The 25,571-nt window shown below is 69.7% G+C and carries 25 protein-coding genes and 1 tRNA gene; 14 read left to right on the forward strand and 12 right to left on the reverse strand.

The window, feature by feature from the left end; genetic code table 11:
• Nucleotides 1-46: 46 nt before the first annotated feature.
• The 6 genes from FHW79_RS23545 to FHW79_RS23570 are packed head-to-tail and all read left to right on the forward strand — an operon-like array spanning nucleotide 47 to nucleotide 5,883.
• Entirely contained in the window at nucleotides 47-1,141 is a 1,095-nt protein-coding gene (locus tag FHW79_RS23545; RefSeq protein ID WP_183181149.1) for a long-chain fatty acid--CoA ligase, read from the forward strand.
• A complete protein-coding gene (locus tag FHW79_RS23550; protein WP_183181150.1) occupies nucleotides 1,141-2,589 on the forward strand; it encodes an acyl-CoA reductase in 1,449 nt (482 codons plus the stop codon). Before FHW79_RS23545 ends, FHW79_RS23550 begins: the two co-directional genes overlap by 1 nt.
• Nucleotides 2,590-2,600: 11 nt before the next feature.
• The gene (locus FHW79_RS23555) at nucleotides 2,601-3,371 is read left to right on the forward strand and encodes an ABC transporter ATP-binding protein (protein WP_183181151.1); all 771 of its coding nucleotides are present in this window, start codon (nucleotides 2,601-2,603) and stop codon (nucleotides 3,369-3,371) included.
• The gene (locus tag FHW79_RS23560) at nucleotides 3,371-4,117 is read left to right on the forward strand and encodes an ABC transporter permease (RefSeq protein ID WP_183181248.1); all 747 of its coding nucleotides are present in this window, start codon (nucleotides 3,371-3,373) and stop codon (nucleotides 4,115-4,117) included. Before FHW79_RS23555 ends, FHW79_RS23560 begins: the two co-directional genes overlap by 1 nt.
• Before the next feature lie 7 nt (nucleotides 4,118-4,124).
• Complete coding sequence (locus tag FHW79_RS23565; protein ID WP_183181152.1) at nucleotides 4,125-5,102, forward strand: ABC transporter substrate-binding protein; 978 nt, start codon at nucleotides 4,125-4,127, stop codon at nucleotides 5,100-5,102.
• A 13-nt stretch (nucleotides 5,103-5,115) separates the two neighbouring features.
• Nucleotides 5,116-5,883, forward strand: a complete 768-nt coding sequence (locus FHW79_RS23570) for a 3-oxoacyl-ACP reductase (protein WP_183181153.1) — start codon at nucleotides 5,116-5,118, stop codon at nucleotides 5,881-5,883.
• Nucleotides 5,884-6,001: 118 nt separating this feature from the next.
• Here the strand turns inward: FHW79_RS23570 and FHW79_RS23575 are convergent, their stop codons facing one another.
• From FHW79_RS23575 to FHW79_RS23595, 5 genes are all read right to left on the reverse strand, one after another.
• Nucleotides 6,002-6,208 (reverse strand): DUF6494 family protein, encoded by a 207-nt coding sequence (locus FHW79_RS23575; RefSeq protein WP_137104577.1) that lies wholly within the window; start codon nucleotides 6,206-6,208, stop codon nucleotides 6,002-6,004.
• A 64-nt stretch (nucleotides 6,209-6,272) separates the two neighbouring features.
• The gene (locus FHW79_RS23580) at nucleotides 6,273-6,704 is read right to left on the reverse strand and encodes a diheme cytochrome c (RefSeq protein ID WP_211108453.1); all 432 of its coding nucleotides are present in this window, start codon (nucleotides 6,702-6,704) and stop codon (nucleotides 6,273-6,275) included.
• Between the two features lie 11 nt (nucleotides 6,705-6,715).
• Nucleotides 6,716-7,138, reverse strand: coding sequence for a DUF1924 domain-containing protein (locus FHW79_RS23585; RefSeq protein WP_183181155.1), 423 nt, complete (start codon nucleotides 7,136-7,138; stop codon nucleotides 6,716-6,718).
• Nucleotides 7,135-7,674, reverse strand: coding sequence for a hypothetical protein (locus FHW79_RS23590; protein WP_183181156.1), 540 nt, complete (start codon nucleotides 7,672-7,674; stop codon nucleotides 7,135-7,137). Before FHW79_RS23590 ends, FHW79_RS23585 begins: the two co-directional genes overlap by 4 nt.
• Nucleotides 7,661-7,819 carry a hypothetical protein gene (locus FHW79_RS23595; protein ID WP_183181157.1) on the reverse strand — a complete coding sequence of 53 codons (159 nt, stop codon included), beginning with the start codon at nucleotides 7,817-7,819 and terminating at the stop codon, nucleotides 7,661-7,663. Before FHW79_RS23595 ends, FHW79_RS23590 begins: the two co-directional genes overlap by 14 nt.
• Before the next feature lie 137 nt (nucleotides 7,820-7,956).
• Here FHW79_RS23595 and FHW79_RS23600 point away from each other — a divergent pair, with 137 nt between their 5' ends.
• The 4 genes from FHW79_RS23600 (at nucleotide 7,957) to chrA (ending at nucleotide 11,808) form a co-directional block, all read left to right on the forward strand.
• Nucleotides 7,957-8,313 (forward strand): PepSY domain-containing protein, encoded by a 357-nt coding sequence (locus tag FHW79_RS23600; protein WP_183181158.1) that lies wholly within the window; start codon nucleotides 7,957-7,959, stop codon nucleotides 8,311-8,313.
• 5 nt (nucleotides 8,314-8,318) lie between these two features.
• The gene (locus tag FHW79_RS23605) at nucleotides 8,319-8,978 is read left to right on the forward strand and encodes a response regulator transcription factor (protein WP_183181159.1); all 660 of its coding nucleotides are present in this window, start codon (nucleotides 8,319-8,321) and stop codon (nucleotides 8,976-8,978) included.
• A complete protein-coding gene (locus FHW79_RS33335) occupies nucleotides 8,975-10,324 on the forward strand; it encodes a sensor histidine kinase (protein WP_183181160.1) in 1,350 nt (449 codons plus the stop codon). Before FHW79_RS23605 ends, FHW79_RS33335 begins: the two co-directional genes overlap by 4 nt.
• Nucleotides 10,325-10,416: 92 nt before the next feature.
• Nucleotides 10,417-11,808, forward strand: a complete 1,392-nt coding sequence (gene chrA / locus FHW79_RS23615) for a chromate efflux transporter (protein WP_183181161.1) — start codon at nucleotides 10,417-10,419, stop codon at nucleotides 11,806-11,808.
• Between the two features lie 36 nt (nucleotides 11,809-11,844).
• Here chrA and FHW79_RS23620 read toward each other — a convergent pair whose 3' ends face one another.
• The 5 genes from FHW79_RS23620 to FHW79_RS23640 all read right to left on the reverse strand — a co-directional run bounded on the left by FHW79_RS23620 (nucleotide 11,845) and on the right by FHW79_RS23640 (nucleotide 19,707).
• The gene (locus tag FHW79_RS23620; RefSeq protein WP_183181162.1) at nucleotides 11,845-12,015 is read right to left on the reverse strand and encodes a hypothetical protein; all 171 of its coding nucleotides are present in this window, start codon (nucleotides 12,013-12,015) and stop codon (nucleotides 11,845-11,847) included.
• A 147-nt stretch (nucleotides 12,016-12,162) separates the two neighbouring features.
• Nucleotides 12,163-12,831: a glutathione S-transferase family protein gene (locus FHW79_RS23625; RefSeq protein ID WP_183181163.1), complete on the reverse strand. Its 669-nt coding sequence runs from the start codon at nucleotides 12,829-12,831 to the stop codon at nucleotides 12,163-12,165.
• 101 nt (nucleotides 12,832-12,932) lie between these two features.
• The gene (locus FHW79_RS23630) at nucleotides 12,933-13,388 is read right to left on the reverse strand and encodes a GNAT family N-acetyltransferase (protein ID WP_183181164.1); all 456 of its coding nucleotides are present in this window, start codon (nucleotides 13,386-13,388) and stop codon (nucleotides 12,933-12,935) included.
• 202 nt (nucleotides 13,389-13,590) lie between these two features.
• Nucleotides 13,591-18,150: a glutamate synthase large subunit gene (gene gltB / locus FHW79_RS23635; RefSeq protein WP_183181165.1), complete on the reverse strand. Its 4,560-nt coding sequence runs from the start codon at nucleotides 18,148-18,150 to the stop codon at nucleotides 13,591-13,593.
• A 108-nt stretch (nucleotides 18,151-18,258) separates the two neighbouring features.
• The gene (locus FHW79_RS23640; RefSeq protein ID WP_183181166.1) at nucleotides 18,259-19,707 is read right to left on the reverse strand and encodes an NAD(P)-dependent oxidoreductase; all 1,449 of its coding nucleotides are present in this window, start codon (nucleotides 19,705-19,707) and stop codon (nucleotides 18,259-18,261) included.
• Between the two features lie 391 nt (nucleotides 19,708-20,098).
• Here FHW79_RS23640 and FHW79_RS23645 point away from each other — a divergent pair, with 391 nt between their 5' ends.
• Entirely contained in the window at nucleotides 20,099-20,899 is an 801-nt protein-coding gene (locus tag FHW79_RS23645) for an undecaprenyl-diphosphate phosphatase (RefSeq protein ID WP_183181167.1), read from the forward strand.
• A gap of 21 nt (nucleotides 20,900-20,920) precedes the next feature.
• Here FHW79_RS23645 and FHW79_RS23650 read toward each other — a convergent pair whose 3' ends face one another.
• Nucleotides 20,921-22,096, reverse strand: a complete 1,176-nt coding sequence (locus FHW79_RS23650; protein ID WP_183181168.1) for an MFS transporter — start codon at nucleotides 22,094-22,096, stop codon at nucleotides 20,921-20,923.
• 187 nt (nucleotides 22,097-22,283) lie between these two features.
• The gene (locus FHW79_RS23655; protein WP_183181169.1) at nucleotides 22,284-23,273 is read right to left on the reverse strand and encodes a complex I NDUFA9 subunit family protein; all 990 of its coding nucleotides are present in this window, start codon (nucleotides 23,271-23,273) and stop codon (nucleotides 22,284-22,286) included.
• A 227-nt stretch (nucleotides 23,274-23,500) separates the two neighbouring features.
• Between FHW79_RS23655 and FHW79_RS23660 the strand changes: the two genes are divergently transcribed.
• The 3 genes from FHW79_RS23660 to FHW79_RS23670 all read left to right on the forward strand — a co-directional run bounded on the left by FHW79_RS23660 (nucleotide 23,501) and on the right by FHW79_RS23670 (nucleotide 25,554).
• A tRNA-Leu gene (locus FHW79_RS23660) sits at nucleotides 23,501-23,587 on the forward strand.
• Nucleotides 23,588-23,710: 123 nt separating this feature from the next.
• Entirely contained in the window at nucleotides 23,711-24,337 is a 627-nt protein-coding gene (locus FHW79_RS23665; protein WP_183181170.1) for a ribonuclease H-like domain-containing protein, read from the forward strand.
• 200 nt (nucleotides 24,338-24,537) lie between these two features.
• Nucleotides 24,538-25,554 (forward strand): KpsF/GutQ family sugar-phosphate isomerase, encoded by a 1,017-nt coding sequence (locus FHW79_RS23670; RefSeq protein WP_183181171.1) that lies wholly within the window; start codon nucleotides 24,538-24,540, stop codon nucleotides 25,552-25,554.
• Nucleotides 25,555-25,571 lie beyond the last annotated feature (17 nt).

A 25,571-nucleotide genomic window follows, 5' to 3' on the forward strand; every position in this document is an offset into this window, starting at 1 on the left:
TTGTCCCGGCAACAGTTTGCTGGCGCTGCAAAAGGTGTGTCCGGACGTGACCGAAGCCCGACTTGTCGAAGACCTGCTGGCCTTCATCGCCGCCGGAGAGGCGGACGAGGAGGCGTTCAACCGCATGGCGCTGGCCGTCTTCGCCCACCAGTTCGAGACCAACGCCCCCTACCGCCGCTTCGCCACCCAGCGGGCGCGCACCCTGCGCACGGTGAAGAGCTGGCGCGACGTGCCCGCCGTGCCGATCAGCGCCTTCAAGGACCTGACGCTGAGCGGACGCCCGCCGGAGGAATGCCCGCACGTCTTCATGACCAGCGGCACCACCAAGGGCGTGCGGGGCAAGAGCCACCACCCGACGCTGGCGGTCTACGACCGCTCGATGACCGTCAATTTCCGCCGCCGCTTCATGGCCAATCCTTACGGGGGTGACCATGACCGGCTGCGCATGGGCATCCTGTTCCCGACCGAGCAGGCGATGCCCAACTCCTCGCTCGCCCATTATCTGGCGCTGGCCAGGAGCGAATTCGGGACAGCGGACAGCCGCTATTTCGTCTCCGATGCCGGGCTGGACGTGGATGGGGCCATCGCGGCGCTGTCCCGCGCCGAGGAAACCGGCGAACCCTATGCGCTGCTGGGGGCAAGCTTCAGCGTCGTGCATCTGATGGACGCGCTGGCCGAGCGGGGGCGGAGCTTTGCCCTGCCGACGGGCAGCCGCATCCTCGACACCGGCGGCTTCAAGGGCCAGTCGCGCGAGATGGCGGCGGAGGAGTTCTACGGCCGCCTGTCCGCCACCTTCGGCGTGCCGCGCCGGCTGTGCATCAACATGTACGGCATGACCGAGCTGAGCACCCAGTTCTACGACGACGGCAACGAGACCTGCCCATCGGTGAAGTCCGGCCCGCACTGGATCCGCAGCCGTGTCATCAACCCCCTGACCGGGCAGGAGGTGCCGCGCGGCAGCGTCGGCGTGCTGGTCCATCACGATCTGGCCCATTTCAACTGCGCCTCGGCCATCCTGACCGAGGATGCGGGGGTGGAGGTGGAGGGCGGCTTCCAGCTTCTCGGCCGGGCCGACGGGACGGACGCCAAGGGCTGCTCCATGGCGGTCGAGGACTTCCTCAAAGCGGCGCGGGCCTCCTGATGGAGCGCGCCGGGCATCTGCCGGGGCTGTCCGCCGACGCGGTGGGTTGGCGGACGCTGACCTTCCGGCGCGGCGCAGAGACTCTCGACGTGGCGGTGCCGGTGCTGAGCGAGGCGCAGATCGCCGAGCTGGCGGCGCGGGTGCGGACGAACGCGCGGACCTATCTGAGACGCCGCACCGTCGCGGAGATCGCCGCCATCATCGACCGCGCCGTCGCGCGGCTGCTCGACCGCGACGACCCGTGGCGGCAAAAGGCGGAACGGCTGCTGCCTCTGGTCACCGGCTACGACGCGGAGATGGTCCGGCTGGGGCTGACCGGCTATCTGAAGACCTTCCGCGGGCCGGAGCTTCGGAAGTTCATCGCGGAGGATTTCGCCAACCCGGCGTTGCTCGACGATTTCCAGCCGATGCCCAAGGGCGGCTTCGCCCGTGCCTTCGGGCCGGAGCTTCTGCTGCACGTCTGGGCGGGCAACGTGCCGGGCCTGCCGCTGTGGAGCCTGATTTCCGGCCTGCTGGTGAAGGCCGGTACTGTCGGCAAGCTGCCGAGCGCCGAGCCGCTGTTCGCCGGCTGGTTCGCGCAGATCCTGGCGGAGATCGACCCGGAACTGGCCGGCTGCATCGCCATCGTCTGGTGGAAGGGCGGCGACGAAGCGGCGGAGCGGGCGTGGCTGACCCGCGCCGACACCGTGGTCGCCTATGGCGGCAACGACGCGCTGGAGGCCATCCGGGCGCGGGTGCCGATCACCACGCGCTTCCTGCCCTACGGGCACAAGATCAGCTTCGCCATGGTCGCCCGCTCCGCGCTCGACGCCGGGAAGGCGGGCGTGGTGGCGCGGCAGGCGGCCTACGACGTGGCGCGCTACGACCAGCAGGGCTGCTATTCGCCCCAAACCTTTTTCGTGGAGCGCGGCGGGCGGGTGTCGCCGCGCGAATTCGCTGGCTATCTGGCGCACGAGCTGGACGCCCTTGGCAGCAAATTCCCGCGCCGCCCCCTGTCGATGGGCGAGGCGGGCAGCGTCGCGTCCTGGCGCAACGCGGAGGAGACGAAGGGCTTTGCCGACCCCGGCCGCGCCCTGCTCGGCGATCCGGCGGGAAGCTGGGCGGTCGCCTACACCGACGCGGCGGACGGCCTGAGCCCTTGCGGGCTGAACCGCACGGTGACGGTGGTGGCGGTGGACCGGCTGGCCGATGCGGTGCCGGGGCTGGCGCCCTACCGCGCCTTCCTCCAGACCGTGGGCATCGCCGCGGCACCGGAGGAGCTGTTCGCGCTCGCCGGGGCGCTGGGGGCGGTCGGGGTCACGCGCCTCTGCGCGCTCGGCCGCATGACCGCGCCGGAGGCGGGCTGGCACCATGACGGGCGGTTCAACCTGCTGGACCTCGTCACCATGACCGAGATCGAAGGCTCGGCGGAACGGGCGGCGGACGCTTTCGCCCCCTACACGGATTGAGGCGCCCGGCTATGAGCTTCGTCAGCATCGAACAGGCCGGCTACGGCGTCCCGAGCGGCGCCACCATCCTGGACCGCATCGACTGGACCATCGAGGAGGGCGAGTTCCACGCGCTGGTCGGGCGCAGCGGCTGCGGCAAGACGACCCTGCTGAAGCTGGTCGCAGGCCTGCTCGCCCCCTCCACCGGAACCGTCCGCATCCAGGGGGAGCCGGTGCGGGGGCCGGGCGCCCAGGTCGGCTTCGTCTTCCAGGCGCCGACGCTGCTGGACTGGCGGACGGTGCTCGACAACCTGCTGCTTCCCGTCTCGCTGACGCGCCGCCCGCAGCCGGCGGACCGCCGCAAGGCGGAGGAGCTGCTTGACCTCGTCGGGCTGTCCGGCCTCGAAGGGCGCTACCCCAGCCAACTGTCGGGCGGGCAGCAGAGCCGCGTCGCGCTGGCCCGCGCGCTGGTCACCGAGCCGCCGCTGCTCCTGCTCGACGAGCCCTTCGCCGCGCTCGACGCCATCACGCGGGAGGAGTTGCAGAACGACCTGCTGAAGCTCTGCGCCCGGCACCGCACCACCGTCCTGTTCGTCACCCACGACATCGCGGAGGCGGTCTATCTGGCCGACCGGGTGGCGGTGATGGAGGGCGGGCGCCTGCGCCACGCCTTGCCGGTGCCGCTGGCCCGCCCGCGCGGGCGCGACGTCCGCTACAGCCCGCGCTTCAACGCCCTGTGCCTGGAGCTTCGCCGCGTCATGGACGGCGCGGACTCCGGCGTGGCGCTGGAGCGCGCGTCGTGATGGTGCGCGCCGCCTCGGCCCTGCTGCTCGTCCTGTTCCTGGCGGGGTGGGAGGTCTATTGCCGGGTGGCGGGGGTGTCCGCGCTGGTCGTGCCCCTGCCCTCGGCGGTGCTGCGCACGCTGTGGGACGGGCTGGCCGGCGGCTATCTGCTGCCGCATCTCTGGGTCACCACGGCGGAGATGGCGATGGGCCTCGCCGTCGGCTGCACCGTCGGCTTCCTCGCCGGGGTGCTGCTGGCCGAGGTGCCGGTGCTGCGCCGCCTCTTCTACCCTTACATTCTCGCCAGCCAGGTGGTGCCGAAGCTGGCGCTGGGGCCGCTGTTCATCGTCTGGTTCGGCTTCGGCATGACCTCCACCGTCGTCATCACGGCGCTGATCTGCTTCTTCCCGCTTTTGGAAAACACCATGACCGGCCTCCAGCAGGTCGATCCCAACAAGCGGGAGCTGTTCCGGATGCTGCGGGCGACGCGCCTGCAAACCCTGCTGCGCCTCAAGATTCCCTCCGGCCTGCCGGTGATCCTGGCGGGCCTGCGCGTCGCCGTGGTGCTGGCGCTGGTCGGCGCCGTCGTCGGCGAGTTCATCGGGGGCCGGCAGGGGCTGGGCGCCTCGATCATCGCGGCGCAGGGGATGATGGATTCGACCATGATGTTCGCCCTGTTCATCGTCATCACGGTGCTGGGCATGATCGTTTATCAGGCCGCCGCCGGGCTTGAGCGGTGGCTGCTGCGCCGTCCGTGGAAAGGATAATCACACGATGTTCGGGTTCCTGCGCACTTTGGGTGCCGTCGCCGTTTCCGCCTTCCTGTTGTCCTCCCCCGCGCTGGCGCTCGACAAGGTGACCGTGGCGGGCTGGAGCCAGCCGATCAGCGAGATCACCAACCTGCTGGCCGAGCCGGACAAGGGCTTCTTCAAGGCCAAGGGGATCGATCTCGGCTATGTGCCGGGAACCGGCGGCGGCTCGGCCATCCAGAACATGCTGACCGGTCAGGCCGACGTGGCCTTCACCGACCCGGCCTCCTTCTACCTCGCCCTCGACAAGGGCGAGAAGCTGATCGCCATCTACAACATCTACCCGCAGAACGTCTTCAACGTGGTGTCGCCGAAGGAGCGCAACATCACCAAGCCCGAAGACCTCAAGGGCAAGCGCATCGGCGTCTACAGCCTGTCCAGCGGCACCCGCCAGAACCTCCAGGTGCTTCTGCATCAGGTGGGGCTGAGCGAGAAGGACGTGACCATCGAGGTGACCGGCCTCCTGAACTTCGCCCCCGTGATCCAGGGACAGGTCGACGCCACCGCGGCGACCGACACCGGCCTCCATGTCGGGATGCAGAAGGGGCTGAAGGACATCAACGTCATCGAGGTCAAGGACACGCTGAACCTGCCCAGCGACATCTTCGTGGTGACGGAGGAGACCTACCGCACGAAGAAGGACGTGCTGAAGCGCTTCCTCGCCGCCTACCGCGACAGCGCCGCCTGGATGATCGCCGAGCCGGAGGAGGCCGCCCGCCTCGCCGTGACCCGCGCCATCAACGGTCGCGACGAGGCCACCAACCTCGCCATCATCAAGTTGCGCAACGCCTCCAGCGTGTCGGAGACGACCAAGGCCAAGGGCCTCGGCCACTTCGATCCGGCGCTGATGCAGAAGGGCGCCGACACCTTCAAACAGCTCGGCCTGATCGCGGCGGACCTCGACATGGGCACGCTGGTCCGGTCCGACCTGATCCCCGAATAAGGCGCGCCGGGCCATGGATTTCCGCGACAAGACCGTCCTCGTCACCGGCGCCAGCCGCGGCATCGGCGCCGCCATCGCCAAGGCCTTCGCGGCGGAGGGGGCGGCGGTCGCCGTCAACTACCTCAGCAACGCGGAGGCCGCCGAGGCGGTGGCGATGGCTTGCCGCGCGGCGGGCGGCGACGCCTGGGCGGTGCAGGCCGACGTGACCGACGCCGAGGCGGTCAACCGCATGGTCGAGCGCACGGCGGAGGAGTTCGGCAAGATCGACGTGGTGGTCAACAACGCCTTCCGCCCCTACGCCTTCGACCCGGAGAAGCGCAAGCTGTTCTGGGACACCGACTGGGCGGACTACCGGGGGCAGGTGGACGGGGCGCTGCTCGGCACCTACAACGTCTGCCGCGCGGTGTTGCCGGTGATTCGGCGGCGGCCCGGCGGCAGCATCGTGAACATGGCGACCGACCTCGTCGCCCGGCCCACCGTGCCCTACCACGACTACACGACGGCCAAGGCGGCGCTGGTCGGCTTCAGCCGCAATCTGGCGGTGGAGCTGGGGCCGCTGGGCATCCGCGTCAACTGCGTGGCGCCGGGGCTGGTCTACCCCACCGACGCCAGCCGGACGACGAAGGAGGACGTGAAGGACGCCATCGTCGCCCAGACCCCGCTGCGCCGCATCGCCACGCCGGAGGACGTGACCGGTCCGGTGCTGTTCCTGGCGTCCAGCTGGAGCCGGTACATGACGGGGCAGGTGCTGTATGTGGACGGGGGGTTGGTGATGGGGTGAGCGCTGGCGTGGTTGCCCCCCTCCCGACCTCCCCCCGCTTCGCAGGGGGAGGAGCTTAGCCCTCCCCTGCGTTAGCGGGGGAGGGTTGGGTGGGGGCCCGTCGCAACCACTTCCCCCGCTACTCCAACGCGATCTCCCCCTTGATCTCATGCTCCAGCCCGATACCCTCGACGGTCAGCACGACGCGGGCCTGGAGCGTCTCGTTGCCCTTCAGCTTCCCGGACTCGATCGCTTCGGTCACGGCGCGCTCGATCTCGCGCTGCGAGGTGACGCCGACGACCTTCAGGTACTTCCGGATGCCCATGTTGAAGGTGTCGTGGTCCATGATGCTCCTCCCTCTCTGATCGCTCCCGAAGACAACCGTCGCGGCAACGCTTTGTCCCGCCCCATCAGTCGTCGTCGTACAGGCCACGGGCGGCGTCGCGGTGGCAGGCCTCGCAGTTGGCTTTGGACAGCACGTCCTTGCGCAGCCAGACCTCCGGGCGGAAGCGGTGCTCGCGCAGCCACCAGCGCTGTTCGGTGATCCGCAATAGCGTCGGGTCGCCGCGCCCGGCCGCGTTGCCGGTCAGATAGGCGCGGATCTCCGCTGCCGGACCGGGCGGCAGGCTGGCCTTCTCGCCGAAATGATCGTCCAGCCCGTCCATGATGCGGGTCCAGCTTCCCGCCGGCAGCAGGCCGGGCTGGAAGGCCATGTGGCATTCCCCGCATTCCTTGCGGGTGGCGTCGTTGGTCACCGGCGGGACGCGCTCGAATTCATTCGCGGAAACGGCGGCGCCGGACAGCAGCAGGAGAACGGTCGCGGCGGCGAGGCGGCGGGGCATGGCGGGGCTCCTCATTGGCCGGCGAGGTAGGTGATGAAGTCGCCCTTCTCCTGCGCCGTGCAGGCGCGGCCGAGGACGTTGGGGCAATCGCGGTCGAAGCGCTTTTCCACCTCCGCGGGGTCGGTGAAGCGCTTGGGGTTGGCGGAGACGGCCATCGGCTCGATCCCGCGGCCGGTCCGCTGGTGGCGGCCCTGGGCGGCGGGATCGGGGGTGTGGCAGGCGGCGCAGGCGTTGGTCTCCGGCTTGCCGCCGCTGTGCGGGCCAAGATAAAGGGCGCGCCCGCGCTCGGCGGAGAAGCCGGCGAAGGCGGGCGACTGGGCTTTCGCCTGGGCGGCGTAGCCGTCGAGCAGGGCGGTGCGCGCCGGGTTCGCGGTGGCGGCGATGGCCCCGCCCACGGCGAAGACGGCCAGCGTCGGAAGAAGGAAGCGGATCATGGGGCGATGACCTCGTGGCGGGTGTGGGAGCGGGCGCGCCAGCCGGCGGCTTTCTTCAGGCCGAGCAGCGCCAAGACCAGGGCGACATGGGCCAGCACGACGGGCAGGGAGGCCTCGCCCAGCGCCTCGTGCAGCTTCTCGAACGGGACGACGAAGTCGGCGACCGCTCCGCTGAGCGCGGCGGCGCCGACCACGGCCAGCAGCGCCAGCGCCATCCAGGCGAGCAGGGGGCTGCGCTGCCCCCAGGCCCGCGCCTCGCCCATGGCGGCGCGGCGCAGCCAGTCCAGCGTGGCGGCACGGGACGGGCGGGGCAGGCGCAGCGGCCCCACCGGCGTCAGCACCCCAGCCAGCAGCCGCACCGCCAGAGCGGCCAGCGCCGTGTAGCCGGCGAACTGATGCATGGCGTAGGTGTCCTCGTCCCCGGTCAGGTAGGCGACGATGAAGGCGCCCGACAGCGCGGCGTGAAAGGCGAACAGGAACAGCAGCCGCCCCGGTGTGCGGCGCGGCTTCGCGGGGCGGGGGTCAGTCGACGTCATGATCGCCCCCCGCGATGGCGGCGGCCAGCGTCCAGGCGGTGCGGGTCATGCCGCCCCCGCCGGAGGCCATGGACTGGAAGGCGAAGGCCGCCACGGCGATGACGAGCGTCGCGGCGGCGGTGTGGGTCAGTATTCTGCGGATCATCGACATCTCCAGAGCATCCGTTCGTTGCCGCGGAGACTGCGCCGTTCCCGCTGAACGCAGCCTGAGCGGTTCGTTCAGGTGCCGTTCAGCCCGCTTTGTGCTAACTGGGAACGTCCTTTCGCCCGCCGGTTCCGACCATGAACGCCGTCCGCACCGTCCTGCTGTCCCTCGTCCTCCTCGCCGCTGCCCTCCCTGGCGCCACTCTGCCGGCGGCGGCCGATGACGACCGCGACCATGAGCGGGCGCGTGAGGCGTTCCGCTCGGGCCGGGCGATGCCGCTGGAGGCCATCCTGGCGCGCGCGCAGGCCGATTTCCCCGGCGACATCCTGGACGTCGAGTTCGAGGACGAGGACGGGCAGATCGTCTACGAGATCAAGACCATCACCGCCGAAGGCCGGGTCCTGAAGCTGAAATACGACGCCGCCACCGGCGACCTGCTGCGGGTGCGCGGGCGCAACGGGAAGGGCGAGGGCGGCCATCATGGGAAGAGGTGAGCGTCATGCGCCTGCTCGTCGTCGAGGATGATCCGGCGCTCGCCCAGCAGCTCGCCGAGCGGCTGGAGGGCGAGGGCTACGCCGTGGACCGCGCCGCCGACGGCGAGGAGGGGCAGTTCCTCGGCGAGACGGAGCCCTACGACGCCATCGTGCTCGACCTCGGCCTGCCGCGGGTGGACGGGCTGACGGTGCTGCGCTCCTGGCGCGCGGGTGGGATCGCCACGCCGGTCATCATCCTGACCGCCCGCGGCGCCTGGACGGAGAAGGTCCAGGGCATCGACGCCGGGGCCGACGACTATCTGGCCAAGCCCTTCAGCATGGAGGAGCTGCTGGCCCGCATCCGCGCGCTGATCCGCCGTTCCAAGGGGCACGCCTCGGCGGAGATCGCCTGCGGCGGGGTGGTGCTGGACACCCGCTCGGGCCGGGTCACGCTTGACGGGCAGACGGTGGATCTGACCGGGCACGAGTTCCGCGTGCTCGATTACCTGATGCACCGCAAGGGGCAGCTCGTCTCGCGCACGGAGCTGACCGAACACATCTACGCCCAGGATTTCAACCGCGATTCCAACACCATCGAGGTCTTCGTCGGCCGCCTGCGCCGCAAGCTGGGCGCCGACCTGATCAAGACCGTGCGGGGGCTCGGTTACAAGCTGGAGGCGCCGTGAAGCGGGGTGGGCGGCGGCTGACCGGGTCGCTGCGCTTCCGCCTGCTGGCCGGGGCGGCGGTGTGGATCGCGCTGGCCCTGGCGCTGGCCGGGCTGGTGCTGTCCGGCCTGTTCCGCGACCATGTGGCCCGCCGTTTCGAGGCGGAGCTGACCAACCATCTCGACCAGCTCGCCGCGCTGACCGAACTGGGGGCGGACGGCGCGCCGGTGCTGCGCCAGCCGCTCAGCGACCCGCGCTTCCGCCGGCCGCTGTCGGGGCTCTACTGGCAGGTCGGGCCGGGGGACACGCCCCTCCTGCGCTCCCGCTCGCTGTGGGACGAGGCGCTGCCCCTGCCGCCGGACGAGGTCGCCGACGGCGACATCCACCGCCACAGCGTCGTCGGCCCCGCCGGACGGCAATTGTCGGTGCTGGAACGCGCCGTGACTTTCCCCAACGGAGCCGCACCCCTGCGCATGGCGGTGGCGCAGGACGAGGCGGAGCTGCGGGCGGTGGTGGCGGACTTCAACCGGGTGCTCTGGCTGTCGCTGGGGGCGCTGGCGCTGGCGCTGATCGCCGCGGCGGTGGTCCAGGTGTCGGTGGGGCTGCGCCCGCTGGTGCGGTTGCGCGCCGAGCTGGCCGCGGTGCGGGCCGGGCGCCGGAAGCGCTTCGGCGGGGACTCCCCGCGCGAGGTGCAGCCGCTGCTCGACGACCTGAACGCCCTGCTGGACCATTCGGAGGAGGTGGTGGTGCGGGCGCGGCTCCAGGCCGGCAACCTTGCCCACGCGCTGAAGACCCACCTCGCCGTGCTGGCGAACGAGGCGGAGGGGGAGGCGGCCGCCCGGCGGGTGGCGGAGATGCGCCGCCATATCGACCACCACATGGCCCGCGCCCGCGCCGCCGCCGCCCGTGGCCTGCCCGGCGTCGCCACCCCGGTGGCCGACAGCGCCGGGGCGCTGGCGCGGGTGCTTGAGAAGCTCCAGGGGGGAGGACGGGTGACGGTCACCGTCCGCGTCCCGCGCGAGCATGTCTTCGCCGGGGAGCGCGAGGACCTCGACGAGATGCTGGGCAACCTGCTGGACAACGCCATGAAGTGGGCGGGGTCGCGGGTGGAGGTCGCGTCGCGGCTGGAGGCGGGCGGCATGCTGGCGGTGGTGGTCGAGGACGACGGGCCGGGCCTGCCCGCCGACCGGCGGGACGCCGTGCTGGCCCCCGGCGTGCGGCTGGACGAAAGCACGCCGGGCAGCGGCCTCGGCCTTGCCGTGGTGCGCGACGTGGCGCGGCTCTACGGCGGTGACCTGCGGTTGGGCGATTCGCTGCTCGGCGGCCTGCGGGTGGAGCTGGTGCTGCCGGCGGCGGCGCCCTCCTGACCGGCGCAACATTACCGTCACATCTCCGCGCTGGCGGCGGACCGTCCCTTGTGGTCTGAATGGCGCCCCTTCGCGTGCTCCGGAGACGACGCATGACCCAGGCGGACAGCGCCAACGCACCCGGTGCGGACACCGCCGGCCACGGGGTGGGCCTGTGGGAGGCGGTGCGCGTCTGGGCGCGGATCGCGGCGCTGAGCTTCGGCGGGCCGGCCGGCCAGATCGCCATGATGCACCGCGTCGTGGTGGACGAGAAGAAGTGGATCGGGGAGGAGCGATTCCTCCACGCCCTGAACTACTGCATGCTGCTGCCGGGACCGGAGGCGCAGCAGCTGGCCGTCTACATCGGCTGGCTGATGCACCGGACGGTGGGCGGGTTGATCGCCGGAATCCTGTTCATCCTGCCCGGCGTGCTCGCCATCATGGCGCTCAGCCTGCTCTACGCGACGCTGGGGCACACCGGGGCGGTGCAGGGGCTGTTCTTCGGGCTGAAGGCGGCGGTGCTGGCCGTCGTGCTGGAGGCGGTGGTCCGCGTCGGGCGGCGCACGCTGAAGAACGGGGCGATGGTCGCCCTGTCGGCGGCGGCCTTCCTGGCGATCTTCGCCTTCGACGTCCCGTTCCCCCTGATCATCCTGACCGCCGCGCTGATCGGGTTGGCCGGGGCGCGGCTTGGCGTCTCCGCCTTCCGGCCGATGCCGCACGGGCCGGACCCGTCCACGCACGGGAGCAGTTTGCTGGGCGAGGGGACGCCGGACCACGCCCGCCCCTCCACCGCTTGGTCGCTGCGGGTCGGGGCGGTGTGCCTCGCCCTGTGGCTGGGGCCGGTGCTGGCGCTGCTGGTGACACTGGGGCCGGACAACACGTTCACGGGCATCGCCGTCTTCTTCTCCAAGATGGCGGTGGTGACCTTCGGCGGCGCCTACGCCGTGCTGGCCTATGTGGCGCAGCAGGCGGTGGAGACCTACGGCTGGCTCCATCCCGGCGAGATGCTCGACGGGCTGGGCATGGCGGAGACGACGCCGGGGCCGCTGATCATGGTGGTGCAGTTCGTCGGCTTCCTCGGCGCGCTGCGCGATCCGGGAGCGCTGCCGCCGCTGCTGGCCGGGGTGCTGGGCGGGCTGCTGACCACCTGGGTGACCTTCGTGCCCTGCTTCCTGTGGATCTTCCTCGGCGCGCCCTATGTGGAGGCGCTGCGCGGCAACCGGATGCTCGGCGCCGCCCTGTCGGCGATCACCGCGGCGGTGGTCGGGGTCATCCTGAATCTGGCGCTGTGGTTCGCCCTGCACACGCTGTTCGCCCGGCTGGAGCCGGTGTCGGTCGCCGGCATGGCGCTGGACCTGCCCGTTCTCGCCAGCGTCAACCTGCCGGCGCTGGCGCTGACCGTGGCGGCGGTGCTGGCGGTGTTCCGCTTCAAGGCGGGGATGCTGCCCACCCTGGGCGCCTGCGCGCTGGCCGGCGTGGCGCTGCGCATGGCGGGCGTAGCCTGAGGCGACGGTGTCGCCGCAGGCCGCGCCGGGGCCGGCTCAATGCATGTCCTGAACCTGGGCGATGCGTTCGGTGATTCCTTCGAGGCGGCGGGACAGCTGGTCCTCGTCCTCCGGCGCGATCTGGCCCTTGCGTTGGGCAAGCCGCAGGGCCGCTTGCGCCTCCTCCAGGCAATCGAGCGTGTGACGCACGTAGTCGTGTTGGGCCATGCCCCCATCCTCCTCAACCGTTCTGCAACCAAAGCGAAACAGACCGGTACGGATGGGGTTCCCTCCTTTGGCGGGGCCTATCCCGGTCGGACAGATCGGGCGGCGAGAGCCTTGCCTGGAATTTTCCCGCAAAGATCGTGGGGGAATTCAGAAATCCAGGTCGGCGTAATGGCGCGGCGGCGGGCAGCCGGGGATGCTGTCGGACAGCAGGCCGCGGAAGCTGGGGCGCGACTTGATGCGGGCGTACCAGTCCTTGGCCTCCGGCACCTTGTCCCACGGCACGTTGTCCACGTAGTCGACGCAGGACAGCGCCGCCGCCGCCGCGATGTCGGCCACCGTGAAGGCGGAGCCGGCCAGCCAGGGGCGGCGTTCCGACAGGAAGGCGATGTATTCCATGTGGTACTGGATGTTCGCCAGACCGGCGCGGATCGCCGGGGCGTAGGGGTGGCCCTGGCCGGACAACCGCTTGATCAGCTTCTCGCCCACCAGATTCTCGGTCACCTCGCGGTCGAAGGTCCGGGTGAACCAGTCGACGATCCGGCGCACCTCGGCGCGGGCCGCCACCTCCCGCGGCATCAGCGCCATGTCGGGATAGGCCTCCTCCAGATACTCCAGCACGGGCAGCCCGCCGGCCACGACGGTTCCGTCCTCCTCCACCAGCACCGGCGGCTCGCCGGCGGGGTTGAGCATCAGGAAATCCTCGCGCCGTTCCCACGGCTTCTCGATGACCGAATCGAAGGGAAGACCCTTCTCGGCCAGCATCACCCGCGCGACGCGGGACAAGGGATGGAGGGGGTGGTGATGGAGTGTCCGCATGCCGGGCCGGACTGTAGCGTATGGGGAGCGTGGAAAACAGTCTGCGCTTTGGCCTGTGACGCCGCTCCTTCGGCTTATGGATTAACCGTGCCGAGAGGGTGTCAAAGGGCGGATTTGCGGTAGACCACCAGGGGGGCGGCGTCGCCCTCCGGACCGGCGTCGGGAACCGGGGTCCAGCCGTTGTGCTCGTAGAAGGCGCGGGCCGCCGCGTTGCGCGAGGCGCAGGCCAGTTCGGCGGAACCGCGCAGCAGGGTCAGCGCCTCGCGCAGCAGCGCGCTGCCGATGCCCCTCCCGCGCCACAGCGGGGCGATGAACAGGTTGTGGATGAAGCGGTCCGCCACATCGACAGAGATGAAGCCGACCACGCCGCCGCCGGCTTCCGCCACCAGCACCTCTTCCCCGTCCACGCAGTCGTAATAGTCGTCCAGGCCGAACCGGTCCTCGGGTTGCCAGGAAAAGGCGGCGCGGCGTCCGTGCAGGAAGATGTCCGCGCAGCGCGGCCCGTCGGCCGCCGTGGCGAAGCGAATGTCGATGCGCAAGCCGTCCTCTGCCGGCATGACGCCCTCCCGTGTGGTTGCGGATGCTCCCAGGCGGTCCTAACAACCCATTCCGCTCCAGATTATTCCCAACCAGACTATTCCAGCAACCGGCGCCCTGAAAAGGACGCCCGTGCCACAGCGGGCGTGAAAAACGGCGGCCCGGTTACCCCGGACCGCCGTTCGCGTATGCACAATCGACCTGAGACTTAGTGCTTGGGTCTTACTCCGCCGAGATGGCCTTCGGCAGATGGACCGGGACTTCCAGACGGTTGAGCATTTCCTTCGGAACCACCTGCCAGAACTTGGTCACCTCCCGCGCCCAATCGTTGAGGATCTCGGCGGCGAAGCGGCTCTGCGTCTCCGCCACGTGCTCCTCGATCAGGTGCTTGAGCTGGCTCTCGTAATGGCCGACCTCGATGCGCTGGAAGATCACGCTCTCGTCGTTGATGTAGAGCGGCAGGCTGTCGTCCAGGTCGTAGACGTAGGCCATCCCGCCCGTCATGCCGGCGGCGAAGTTGTCGCCGACGCGGCCGAGGATCACCGCCGTGCCGCCCGTCATGTACTCGCAGCCGTTGGAGCCGCAGCCCTCGACCACCACGGTGGCGCCGGAGTTGCGGACGGCGAACCGCTCGCCGGCCTGGCCCGCGGCGAACAGCTTGCCCGCCGTCGCACCGTAGAGGACCGTGTTGCCGATGATCGTGTTCTTGTTGGTCTCCAGCGGGCTGGAGGTCGTCGGACGGACGACGATGGTGCCGCCCGACAGGCCCTTGCCGACATAGTCGTTGGCGTCGCCCATCACCTCCAGCTTGATGCCCTGCACCGCGAAGGCGCCGAGCGACTGGCCGGCGGTGCCGCGCAGGCGGATGGTGATGTGGCCGGGCTGCAACCCGAACATCCCGAACTTGCGCGTCACCATCGAGGACAGCCGCGTGCCGATGGCGCGCTGCGTGTTGCGGGCGTTGTAGGCGAGCTGCATCTTCTCGCCCTCCTCGAACAGCGGGCGGGCGTCGGCGACGATGCGGGCGTCCAGCGTATCCGGCACCTCGTTGCGGCCCTGAAGCGTGCAGTAGCGGGCGTTCTCGCCGGGATCGACCTGGGCCAGCAGCGGGTTCAGGTCGAGGTCGTCGAGATGCTCGGCGCCGCGGCTGACCTGATGGAGCAGGTCGGTGCGGCCGATCACCTCGTTCAGCGAGCGGAAGCCCAGGCCGGCCAGGATCTCGCGCACTTCCTCGGCCAGGAAGGTGAAGAGGTTGACGACCTTCTCCGGCGTGCCGACGAACTTCTGGCGCAGCTTGTCGTCCTGCACGCAGACGCCGACCGGGCAGGTGTTGCTGTGGCACTGGCGGACCATGATGCAGCCCATGGCGATCAGGCTGGCCGTGCCGATGCCGAACTCCTCCGCACCCAGCATGGCGGCGATCACGATGTCGCGGCCGGTCTTCAGGCCGCCGTCGGTGCGCAGACGCACGCGGTGGCGCAGGCGGTTCAGCGTCAGGACCTGATGCACCTCCGACAGGCCCATCTCCCAGGGCAGGCCGGCGAACTTGATCGAGGTCTGCGGGCTGGCACCGGTGCCGCCGCTGTTGCCGGAGATCAGGATGATGTCGGCGTTGGCCTTGGCGACGCCCGCGGCAATCGTTCCGATACCGGAACGGCTGACCAGCTTCACCGTCACTTTCGCATCCGGATTGATCTGCTTCAGGTCATAGATGAGCTGGGCGAGATCCTCGATCGAGTAGATGTCGTGGTGCGGCGGCGGGCTGATGAGCATCACGCCCGGCGTCGAGTGACGCAGCCGCGCGATCATCTCGGTCACCTTGAAGCCGGGGAGCTGGCCGCCCTCGCCGGGCTTGGCGCCCTGGGCGACCTTGATCTCCAGCTCGCGGCACTGGTTCAGGTACTCGGCGGTGACGCCGAAGCGGCCCGAGGCCACCTGCTTGATGGCGCTGTTCCAGTTGTCGCCGTTCTTGTCCGGGCGGAAGCGCGCCGGGTCCTCGCCGCCCTCGCCCGAGTCGGACTTGGCGCCGATGCGGTTCATGGCGACGTTCAGCGTGCCGTGCGCCTCGGGCGACAGGGCGCCCATGGACATGCCCGGCGTGATGAAGCGCTTGCGGATCGCGGTGATGCTCTCCACCTCGTCCACCGGCACCGGGGCCTTGGTGGAGCGCAGCTCCAGCAGGTCGCGGAGCTGCATCGGCGGGCGCTTGTTCACCTGCTCGCTGTACTTCTTGAAGGTGGTGTAGCTGTCGTTGGTCACCGCCTGCTGCAGCGTGTGGATCACGCCGCCTTCCCAGCCGTGGCGGTCGCCCGACTTGCGGAAGCGGTAGAAGCCGCCGACGGGCAGGGCCACGACCTCCTCGTTGTAGGCGGTGGCGTGCTGCTCCAGCACCTTCTTCTGGATGCCGTTCAGGCCGATGCCGGAGATGCGGCTGACCATCGCCGGGAAATGCTCGGCGACCAGAGCGCGCGACAGGCCGATGGCCTCGAAGTTGCCGCCGCCGCGGTAGCTGCTGATGACCGAGATGCCCATCTTGGACATGATCTTCAGCAGGCCGTCGTCGATGGCCTTCTTGTAGTTGGCCATGCCCTTTTCCAGCGGCATGGCGCCGAACAGGCCGCGGCGGTGACGCTCGGCGATGGCCTCCTGCGCGAGGTAGGCGTTGACCGTGGTGGCGCCGACGCCGATCAGCACGGCGAAGTAGTGGGTGTCCAGCCCCTCCGCCGTGCGCACGTTCAGCGAGGTGAAGGTGCGCAGGTTGGAGCGGATCAGGTGCGTGTGCACCGCACCGGTGGCGAGGATCGCCGGGATGGCGGCGCGCGCCGGGCCCATCGCCTCGTCGGTCAGGATGACGTGGGTGGCGCCGCCGCGCACCGCGTCCTCCGCCTCCTGGCGGATGCGGCGCAGCGCGTCGCGCAGGGCCTCGGGGCCGCCGCCGGCGTTGGCATCCACCGGGAAGGTCGCGTCGATCTCGGCTGCCGTGTCGCCCATGTAGTCGCGCATGGCGCGGAACTCGGCGGTCGTCAGGACCGGCGATTCGAGCTGCAGCAGGCGGGTCTGCGTCTCGTCCTCGTCCAGGATGTTGCCGAGGTTGCCGAGCCGCGTCTTCAGGCTCATCACCCGGCGTTCGCGGAGCGAGTCGATGGGCGGGTTGGTGACCTGGGAGAAGTTCTGGCGGAAGAAGTGGTGCAGACCGCGGTACTTGTCGGACAGCACGGCGATGGGGCTGTCGTCGCCCATCGAGCCGATGGCCTCCTTCCCGTCCTCCACCATCGGGTGCAGGATCAGCTCCATGTCTTCCATGGTCAGGCCGAAGGCCTGCTGGCGGCGGCGCAACTCGGCCTTGTCCATGTCCGACGGCTCGCCCTTCAGCGAGGCGGACTTGACCAGCTCGTCCAGGTGGGTGGTGTTCTGCACCCACTTGTCCCATGGCTTCAGCGTGGCGAGATGGTCCTTCAGCTCGCGGTCGCGGTAGAGCTTGCCGGACTGGAGATCGACGGCGATCATCTCGCCCGGGCCGAGGCGGCCCTTCTCGATCACCTGGGCCTCGTCGATCTTCACCATGCCCGTCTCGGAGCCGCCGATGATCAGGCCGTCGGTGGTGATCGTGTAGCGCATCGGGCGCAGGCCGTTGCGGTCCATGCCGCCGACGACCCAGCGGCCGTCGGTCATGGCCAGCGCCGCCGGGCCGTCCCACGGCTCCATGACGGAGTTGCAGTACTGGATCAGCGCCTTGTGGTTGTCCGGCGTGGTCTGCGAGCTGGTCAGCGCCTGCGGCACCAGCATCATCTTGACCATCGGGGCCGTGCGGCCGGCGCGGACCATCACCTCGAACACGGTGTCGAGCGAGCCGGAGTCCGACAGGCCGACGCCGATCACCGGCTTCAGGTCCTGCATGTGGGTGCCGAAGGCCGGATGCTCCATCCGGGTCTCGTGCGCCTTCATCCAGTTGACGTTGCCCTTGACCGTGTTGATCTCGCCGTTATGGGCGAGCATGCGGAAGGGCTGGGCCAGCGGCCAGGTCGGGAAGGTGTTGGTCGAATAGCGCTGGTGGTAGATGGCGAAGTCGGACTCGAAGCGCTCGTCCAGCAGGTCCGGGTAGAAGGTGGTCAGCTGCTCCGCCAGGAACATGCCCTTGTAGATGATCGAGCGGGCGGACAGCGAGCAGATGTAGAAGTCGTTGATCTGCTCACCCTTCACCGCCTTCTCGATGCGGCGGCGGATTATGTAGAGGTCCAGCTCGAACTGCTCGTCGGACACGCCCTTGTTGTTGCCGACGATGATCTGCTCGATCTCCGGACGGGTCGCGTTGGCCTTCTCGCCGATGATGTCGACGTTGATCGGCACCTGGCGCCAGCCGTAGATGTAGTAGCCGAAGGCCAGGATCTCGGTCTCGACGATGCAGCGGCAGGCTTCCTGCGCGTCCAGGCTGATGCGCGGCAGGAAGACCTGGCCGACGGCCAGCTTGTTGTCCGGCGCGCGGTGGCCGATGACCTTCACATGGTCCTTGAAGAACTTCTGCGGCACGGCGACGTGGATGCCCGCACCGTCGCCCGTCTTGCCGTCGGCGTCCACGGCGCCGCGGTGCCAGACGGCCTTCAGCGCCTCGATGCCTTTCTCGACCACCGAGCGGCGGGGCTTGCCGTCGATCGCGGCGATGAAGCCGACGCCGCAGGCGTCGTGCTCATCCTCCGGGTTGTAGGCGTTGGCAGTGGTCAGCGCCGCGGCGTTGGCGCGGAAGTCGGCGACGAACTGCTCACCCTGGTTCAACTCGGTGGTCATCGGTGGACCCTTTCAATCAGTCTGTTTTGAAGGGGGACTTCGCCCCTTCGCCCCCGCCAAGGGCCGAAATGGACCCCTGGAACCCGCGGAATTGTGGATTGGTTTGACTTACTCAGCCGCCACGGCGACCGGAGCCTCGGCCTTCGCCTTGGCGTAGGCGTGGATGCCCTCCGCCGCATCGCGGCCGTCGCGGATGGCCCACACCACCAGCGAGGCGCCGCGCACGATGTCGCCGGCGGCGAACACGCCGTCCATGTTGGTCATCTTGGTGCGATGATCGACCAGCAGCGTGCCCCAGCGGGTGACCTTCAACTCCGGCTCGCCGAAAGCGTTGGGCAGGTCCTCCGGCTCGAAGCCGAGCGCCTTGATGACCAGATCGGCCTGGACCGTGAATTCCGATCCCTCGATCACCTGTGGGGTCTGGCGGCCCGTGGCGTCGGCCACGCCCAGATGGATGCGCACGGCGCGCACACCGGTCACCACGGTATCGCCGGTGAAGCCTTCCGGGGCGGCCTGCCAGATGAACTCCACGCCCTCTTCCTCGGCGTGGGCGACCTCGCGCTGCGAGCCCGGCATGTTCTTGCGGTCGCGGCGGTACAGACACTTGACCGACGTGGCGCCCTGGCGGATGGCCGTGCGCACGCAGTCCATGGCGGTGTCGCCGCCGCCCAGAACCACCACATGCTTGCCCGCGGCGTTCAGGGAGCCGTTCTCGTACGCCTCCACCGTGTCGCCCAGGCTGACCTTGTTGGAGGTGGTCAGGTAGTCCAGCGCCGCCACGATGTTGCCCAGGCCCGAGCCCGGCGCCTTGATGTCGCGCGCCTTGTAGACGCCGGTGGCGACCAGGACGGCGACGTGCTTGCGGCGCAGTTCCGGCAGGGAAGCGTCGCGGCCGACCTCGAAGTTCGGGTGGTAGATCACCCCGGCGTCGGCCAGCAGTTGTACGCGGCGCTCGACCACCGACTTCTCCAGCTTGAAGCCGGGGATGCCGTAGACCAGCAGGCCGCCCATGCGGTCGTAGCGGTCGTAGACGTGCACCTCGTAGCCCTTGGCGCGCAGCTCCTCGGCGGCGGCGAGGCCGGCGGGTCCGGCGCCGATGACGCCGACCGAGACGCCCAGCTCGCGCGACGGCGTGCGCGGCTTCACCCAGCCCTGATCCCAGGCGGTGTCGTTGATGTACTTCTCCACCGAGCCGATGGTGACGGCGCCATGGGTCGACTGCTCGATGACACAGTTGCCCTCGCACAGGCGGTCCTGCGGGCAGATGCGGCCGCAGATCTCCGGGAAGTTGTTGGTGGCCTGGGAGACCTCGTAAGCCTCCTCCAGCCGGCCTTCGGAGGTCAGCTTCAGCCAGTCGGGGATGTTGTTGGAGACCGGGCAGTGCACTTGGCAGAAGGGAACGCCGCACTGCGAGCAGCGGTTGGCCTGCTCGTTGGCGCGCTCGTCGCTGAAGCGGGCGTAGATCTCGGCGAAATCCTGGCGGCGCTCCGCGGCCGGGCGTTTGTCGGGCATCCGCTGCGCGGTGTGCACGAAGCCCAACATCCTCTGGTTCGCCATAACGCCTGCTCCTTCTTCCCGTGTCCCGTGCATGGGGACGGCGCCGGCGGCCGGGCGGCCCTTTTCGTGCCGGTGGGGCATGGCGAGGGGCGTGGCCGCAGTGAAAACGAAAGCCCGCGGTCACGCGGTCTGAACGTCATATACCGCAAGAGAAGGCGCCGCGCGAGCATATTTTCGCCGTTAGGGCAGCATGGCTGACCAAACCGTGACTCGATGTCGCGGATGCCTCCGGGAACGGCCGGAGTGCCCGAAAAACAAGCAAGAAAATTAGGTCCGATACGAGACTATCGCCCAATTCGGGGTATCGCCCCATGGGTCGTCGCCTTCGCCATGTTGCACTGCTATAAGCCGGACATTGCCCCCCGCAATCTTGTCAGAGGCCCTGCGCCGCATGTTGATCGACCAATATCTGGACGCCGCTCTGCTCGGCCTGATCGAAGGTCTGACCGAATTCCTGCCGGTCTCGTCCACCGGCCACCTGATCATTTTCGACACCCTGCTGGGCTTCGAAGGCCCGCCGGGCAAGGTGTTCGAGGTGGTGATCCAGCTCGGTGCGATCCTGGCGATCTGCACGGTCTATTTCGCCCGGCTGTGGAAGGTGGTCACCGGCTTGAAGGACGATCCGGGCGCCCGCCACTTCGCGATGGCGGTGATCCTGGCCTTCTTGCCGGCGATGGTGCTGGGAGCGGCGCTGCATGGCGTCATCAAGGCGGTGCTGTTCAACCCGACGGTGGTCAGCATCGCGCTGATCCTGGGCGGCGTGGCGATCCTGCTGGCGGAGCGGCTGGTGCCGGTCCCGCGCTACCACCAGATCGAACGCTTCCCGGCGCCGCTCGCCCTGAAGATCGGCCTGTGCCAGTGCCTTGCCCTGGTGCCGGGCGTGTCGCGCTCGGGTGCTACGATCCTTGGCTCGCTGCTGATGGGGGTGGACCGGCGGACCGCCGCGGAATTTTCCTTCTTCCTGGCGATCCCAACCATGGCCGGCGCCACGGTCTACGACCTCTACAAGAACTGGAGCCTGATGAACGTCGATTCCGCGCTGCTGATCGGGGTCGGCTTCGTCACCGCCTTCATCGCCGCGGCGCTGGTGGTCAAGGTTCTGGTGGACTTCGTTGGGCGCTACGGCTTCGCGCCGTTTGCCTGGTACCGCATCGCCATCGGGTCGGGGATGCTGGCGTTTCTGTATCTGTAAGGAGCCGGCTTCGCGCGCGCCTCAGCCCTGACGGGCGACGGCGCGCGAGGAGGCCGCGGCGATGACCAACGCCAGCGCGGCGACCAGGGCGAAGGAAAAGCCCACCGTGCTGGCCTCCGCCACGAAGCCGAGCAGGGCCGGGCCGGTCAGCACCCCGGCGTAGCCCAGGGTCGCCACCGCGGCGATGGCTTGGCCGGCTTCCCCCTCCGCCTTGTCCCCGGCGGCGCTGAACAGCACCGGCACCACGTTCGACAAGCCGAGCCCGGTCAGCCCGAATCCGGCGACCGCCACCACCGGTCCGCCGCCGGTCAGCGCGACGGCCAGCCCGGCGAAGGCCAGCACCGCGCCGGCCCGGACCAGCAGCGGCCCGCCGAAGCGCTGGCGCAGCCGGTCGCCGCAGAAGCGGCCCACCGCCATGGCGCCGGAGAAGACCGCGAAACCAAGCGCCGCGATCGACGCCGCGCCCCCCAGATCCTCGCGCAGATAGACGGCGCTCCAGTCCAGGATCGCGCCCTCGCTCATGAAGGCGAGGAAGGTCAGCGCGCCCAGCAGCAGCGTGCCGCGGTCGGGCAGGGCGAGGCCCGACGGTTCCGCCCGCCGGTCGGCGCTGCCGGGCAGGAGGCGGCGGTGCAGCGCGACGAACAGCAGCAGCAGCGCCGCCGCGAGGAGGGAGGCCTGGACCGGCGGCGGCAGGAGCTGAAGCAGGAAGCCGCCCACACCGGCGCCGAACAGGCCGCCCAGGCTCCACATGCCGTGCAGCGACGACATGATGGGCCGCCCGAGATGGCGCTCGACCAGGGCGCCGTGGGCGTTCATCGCCACGTCCATCGTGCCGCCCGCCGCCCCGAACAGGAACAGCACCGCGCACAGCGACAGCAGGTCCGGCATCAGCACCGGCAGCGGCAGGATCAGGGCGAAGGCCACGGCGGTGAGCCGGATCACAGGGGCGCTGCCGACGCGGCCGAGCAGCGGGCCGGTCCCGACCATCGCGGTCAGCGCCCCGGCGGCGAGGCAGAGCAGGGCGACGCCGAGCACGCCGGGGCTGAGGTCCAGATGGTCCTTGATCGCCGGGATCTGGGTGGCCCAGACGCCGAAGACCGACCCGTTGACGAAGAAGGCTGCCAGCGAGGCCAGCCGGGCGCCGGGAGCGCGGTCGGCGAATTCCCGTATGGTGAAATCCTGTGTAGCCGCCTGCATGACTCCCCGCGCCCCTTCCGCCGCCCCGATGAAGGGGCCAGATGCGGCAGGAGCACGCGGGAATCAAGGTCGCGCGCCGCAGGGCACCCTTGCACGACGCGTTCACGCGGAACGGCAGGACCCCGAAACGGCGAAAGCCCCGGCGGCGGGCCGGGGCTTTCGCGTCGATGGCGCGGGGCCGTGACGATCAGTGCGCGCCGGAATGGTTCCCGGCGTCGCGCGGCGTCGTGTTGGAGCGGCCGCCGACGATGTAACGCGACAGGTAGGTCGGCAGGACCACCTCGCAGCTCGACAGGTTGGTGATGCCAAGCTCCTTGAAGCCCGGCGCGCCGGCGGCGGCGACGTTGTCGGTCCGCAGCATCTCCACCTGATCGCGGGTCAGCGGCGGGGCGACGATCGGCGGCACCTTCTCCAGCAGGCCGCCCAGCGTCTCCGCCACGTTCCAGGGAATCGGCACGAGGAAGCGCTTGCGGCGGATCTCCCGCAGCATGAGCTGCATCAGCTCCTTGAAGCTGTAGACGCGCGGGCCGCCCAGCTCGAAGGTCCGGCCGGCTGCCGAATCCAGCGTCGCGGCGGCGGCGATGGCGTCGGCCAGATCGCCGACATAGACCGGCTGGAACTTCGTCGCCCCGCCGATCAGCGGCAGCGCCGGGGAAACCTGCGCCATGGCGGCGAACTTGTTGAAGAAGCCGTCCTCCGGCCCGAAGACGATGCTCGGGCGGATGATGGTGGCGCCGGGGAAGGCCTGCGTCACCGCCTGCTCGCCCGCCGCCTTGGACTTGGCGTAGGCCGAGGCCGACTTGGCGTCGGCGCCGATGGCCGAGACGTGGACGAGGCGGCGCACGCCGCTGGCCTTGGCGATGCGGGCGATGCGCGCCGGGGCGTCGACATGCACGGTCTGGAAGTTCCAGGCCCCACGCTCGTACAGCGTGCCGATCAGGTTGATGACGGTGTCCGCGCCCTGGATGGCCCGCGCGACGGACTGGTCGTCCTTCACGTCGGCGGCCATCGGCACGATCTGGCCGACCGAGCCGGCGGTCTTCAGGAAATTGGCCTTGTTCGGATGGCGCGACACCACGCGCACGATGGCGCCGGTCTTGGCCAGGCGGCGAATGAGATGGCGGCCGACGAATCCCGAACCGCCGAACACCGTGACCACTTCAGAGCGATAGGACATCGACCTTCTCCCGTGCCGTTGGGCCCGCAAATTCTTCCCTCCGGGCCGCCCGCCAGCGGGGCGGGGCGACCGGATCGGGGGTTGCTTATATAGAAACCTCCCTGGGGAGGCTAGGGCCTGACGCGCCGACCGCCGCCCATTTCGCGCCCGGCGGATCTTTCCGCGCAAAAGTGAAAAAAGCTGTTGACGGGTCTCCGCAGGACGGCTACATAAGCGGCCCACACCGAGCCCAGGTGGCGGAATTGGTAGACGCGCAGGTTTCAGGTACCTGTGGCAGAAATGTCGTGGAAGTTCGAGTCTTCTCCTGGGCACCATATCTACCCGGCTGCGCCGCATGCTACGGTCCTCCCCCAACGGGACGGAAAGGTAGCAGAGCGGCGTTCGTCGTTTCTGGGGTCCGTGGCCGGGGGCCGTCCTAATGAGCGGGAAGCCACCCAATGCCCATCGACCTCCATGACGGCGACCTGCCGGACGGTCTCGACCTGAAGTCCCTCGCCCGCGGCGGCGCCATCGCCATCGACACCGAGACCATGGGGTTGAACCCCCACCGCGACCGGCTCTGCCTGGTCCAGCTTTCCCCCGGCGACGGCACGGTGCATCTGGTCCAGTTCCGCAAGGGCCAGTACGAGGCGCCGAACCTGAAGCGCCTGCTCGCCGACCCCGACGTCACCAAGCTGTTCCACTTCGCCCGCTTCGACGTGGCGGTGATGCGGGCCTATCTCGGCGTCTCCTGCCAGCCGGTCTATTGCACCAAGGTGGCGTCCAAGCTGGTCCGCACCTTCACCGACAAGCACGGGCTGAAGGATCTGGTGAAGGACCTGCTGGGGGTGGAGCTGTCCAAGCAGCAGCAGTCCTCCGACTGGGGTGCTGCGGAGCTGACCCCGGAGCAGATGAAATACGCCGCCTCCGACGTGCTGCACCTGCACGACCTCAAGGAGAAGCTCGACGTCATGCTGGCGCGCGAGGGGCGGACCCACCTCGCCAAGGCCTGCTTCGACTTCCTGCCGGCCCGCGGGGAGCTGGACCTCGGCGGCTGGGAACAGCCGGACATTCTGTCGCATTGAGGCCGGTCGCGTTGACGGCCGGCGCTGGGACTTGAGCCGCGGTGGAATAGGTCAAGCCCTCCGGACGTTGATTTGACCGGACGCGCGCGGGTGGGCATACTGCCCGCGCGGTGGCTGGCCCGTTGTCGCGGATACGCGCCTCGCCAGCCGGAGTACCCATATTCGGCCCCGTGTGCCAACCAGAAGAGGCAAGCACCGCCTTGACGAGCCTGACCGCAACCAGCCTGATCGATTGCCCGGCCGACGGCGCGCCCGACGCCGCGGCCGGCCGCGACATCGCCAGCGCCCGGCGCGTCCTGCGGATGGAGGCCGAGGCCCTGACCGCGCTGGCGGACGGGCTGGACGGCGCCTTCGTGCGCGCTCTGGACCGGCTGGCCGGGATAACCGGGCGCGTCGTCGTCTCCGGCATGGGCAAATCCGGTCATGTGGCGCGCAAGATCGCCGCGACCCTGGCCTCCACCGGAACGCCGGCCTTCTTCGTCCATCCCGGCGAGGCGAGCCACGGCGACCTCGGCATGATCGCCCGGCAGGACGCGGTGATCGCCCTGTCCAATTCCGGCGAAACGCACGAGCTGTCGGACATCGTCGCCTACACCCGCCGCTTCGACATTCCGCTGATCGGCATCACCCGGCGCGCCGGCTCCTCCCTGGCCGAGCAGTCGGACGTGGCGCTGGTGCTGCCGCCGGCCCCGGAGGCCTGCCCGCTGGGGCTGGCCCCGACCACGTCGAGCACGATGATGCTGGCGCTGGGCGACGCGCTGGCGGTGGCGCTGCTGGAACGGCGCGGCTTCACGGCGGCGGATTTCAAGCAGTTCCACCCCGGCGGCCAGCTCGGCCGGGCGCTGCTGAAGGTGACCGACGTGATGCACAAGGGCGACGATATGCCCCTGTGCGCCTTGGATACGCCGCTTTCCACCGTCATATTCGAAATGACGGCCAAGCGGCTGGGCTGCGTCGGCGTGGTGGACGCCATGGGCGCTCTGGCCGGGGTGATCACGGACGGCGACCTCCGCCGCCACCTGACGCCGGAGCTGTGGGCCGAGCGCGCCGACAGCATCATGTCGCCGCGGCCCAAGACGATTCGCCCCAAGGCGCTGGTCGAAGAGGCGCTGCGGGAGATGAACGCAAAGCAGATCACCAGCCTGTTCGTGGTGGAGGCGGACCGGCCGCTCGGTGTTGTGCACATTCACGATTGCCTGCGCGCCGGGGCGGCGTGACGGGCAGCCGGAGGACG

The organism is Azospirillum sp. OGB3, assembly GCF_014192915.1.
Taxonomy (GTDB): domain Bacteria; phylum Pseudomonadota; class Alphaproteobacteria; order Azospirillales; family Azospirillaceae; genus Azospirillum.

Coding starts and splice junctions, on each gene's coding strand:
- FHW79_RS23550 (WP_183181150.1), top strand. CDS start 1,141: ATGGAGCGCGCCGGGCATCTGCCGGGGCTGTCCGCCGACGCGGTGGGT.
- FHW79_RS23555 (WP_183181151.1), top strand. CDS start 2,601: ATGAGCTTCGTCAGCATCGAACAGGCCGGCTACGGCGTCCCGAGCGGC.
- FHW79_RS23560 (WP_183181248.1), top strand. CDS start 3,371: ATGGTGCGCGCCGCCTCGGCCCTGCTGCTCGTCCTGTTCCTGGCGGGG.
- FHW79_RS23565 (WP_183181152.1), top strand. CDS start 4,125: ATGTTCGGGTTCCTGCGCACTTTGGGTGCCGTCGCCGTTTCCGCCTTC.
- FHW79_RS23570 (WP_183181153.1), top strand. CDS start 5,116: ATGGATTTCCGCGACAAGACCGTCCTCGTCACCGGCGCCAGCCGCGGC.
- FHW79_RS23575 (WP_137104577.1), bottom strand. CDS start 6,208: ATGGACCACGACACCTTCAACATGGGCATCCGGAAGTACCTGAAGGTC.
- FHW79_RS23580 (WP_211108453.1), bottom strand. CDS start 6,704: ATGCCCCGCCGCCTCGCCGCCGCGACCGTTCTCCTGCTGCTGTCCGGC.
- FHW79_RS23585 (WP_183181155.1), bottom strand. CDS start 7,138: ATGATCCGCTTCCTTCTTCCGACGCTGGCCGTCTTCGCCGTGGGCGGG.
- FHW79_RS23590 (WP_183181156.1), bottom strand. CDS start 7,674: ATGACGTCGACTGACCCCCGCCCCGCGAAGCCGCGCCGCACACCGGGG.
- FHW79_RS23595 (WP_183181157.1), bottom strand. CDS start 7,819: ATGATCCGCAGAATACTGACCCACACCGCCGCCGCGACGCTCGTCATC.
- FHW79_RS23600 (WP_183181158.1), top strand. CDS start 7,957: ATGAACGCCGTCCGCACCGTCCTGCTGTCCCTCGTCCTCCTCGCCGCT.
- FHW79_RS23605 (WP_183181159.1), top strand. CDS start 8,319: ATGCGCCTGCTCGTCGTCGAGGATGATCCGGCGCTCGCCCAGCAGCTC.
- chrA (WP_183181161.1), top strand. CDS start 10,417: ATGACCCAGGCGGACAGCGCCAACGCACCCGGTGCGGACACCGCCGGC.
- FHW79_RS23620 (WP_183181162.1), bottom strand. CDS start 12,015: ATGGCCCAACACGACTACGTGCGTCACACGCTCGATTGCCTGGAGGAG.
- FHW79_RS23625 (WP_183181163.1), bottom strand. CDS start 12,831: ATGCGGACACTCCATCACCACCCCCTCCATCCCTTGTCCCGCGTCGCG.
- FHW79_RS23630 (WP_183181164.1), bottom strand. CDS start 13,388: ATGCCGGCAGAGGACGGCTTGCGCATCGACATTCGCTTCGCCACGGCG.
- gltB (WP_183181165.1), bottom strand. CDS start 18,150: ATGACCACCGAGTTGAACCAGGGTGAGCAGTTCGTCGCCGACTTCCGC.
- FHW79_RS23640 (WP_183181166.1), bottom strand. CDS start 19,707: ATGGCGAACCAGAGGATGTTGGGCTTCGTGCACACCGCGCAGCGGATG.
- FHW79_RS23645 (WP_183181167.1), top strand. CDS start 20,099: ATGTTGATCGACCAATATCTGGACGCCGCTCTGCTCGGCCTGATCGAA.
- FHW79_RS23650 (WP_183181168.1), bottom strand. CDS start 22,096: ATGCAGGCGGCTACACAGGATTTCACCATACGGGAATTCGCCGACCGC.
- FHW79_RS23655 (WP_183181169.1), bottom strand. CDS start 23,273: ATGTCCTATCGCTCTGAAGTGGTCACGGTGTTCGGCGGTTCGGGATTC.
- FHW79_RS23665 (WP_183181170.1), top strand. CDS start 23,711: ATGCCCATCGACCTCCATGACGGCGACCTGCCGGACGGTCTCGACCTG.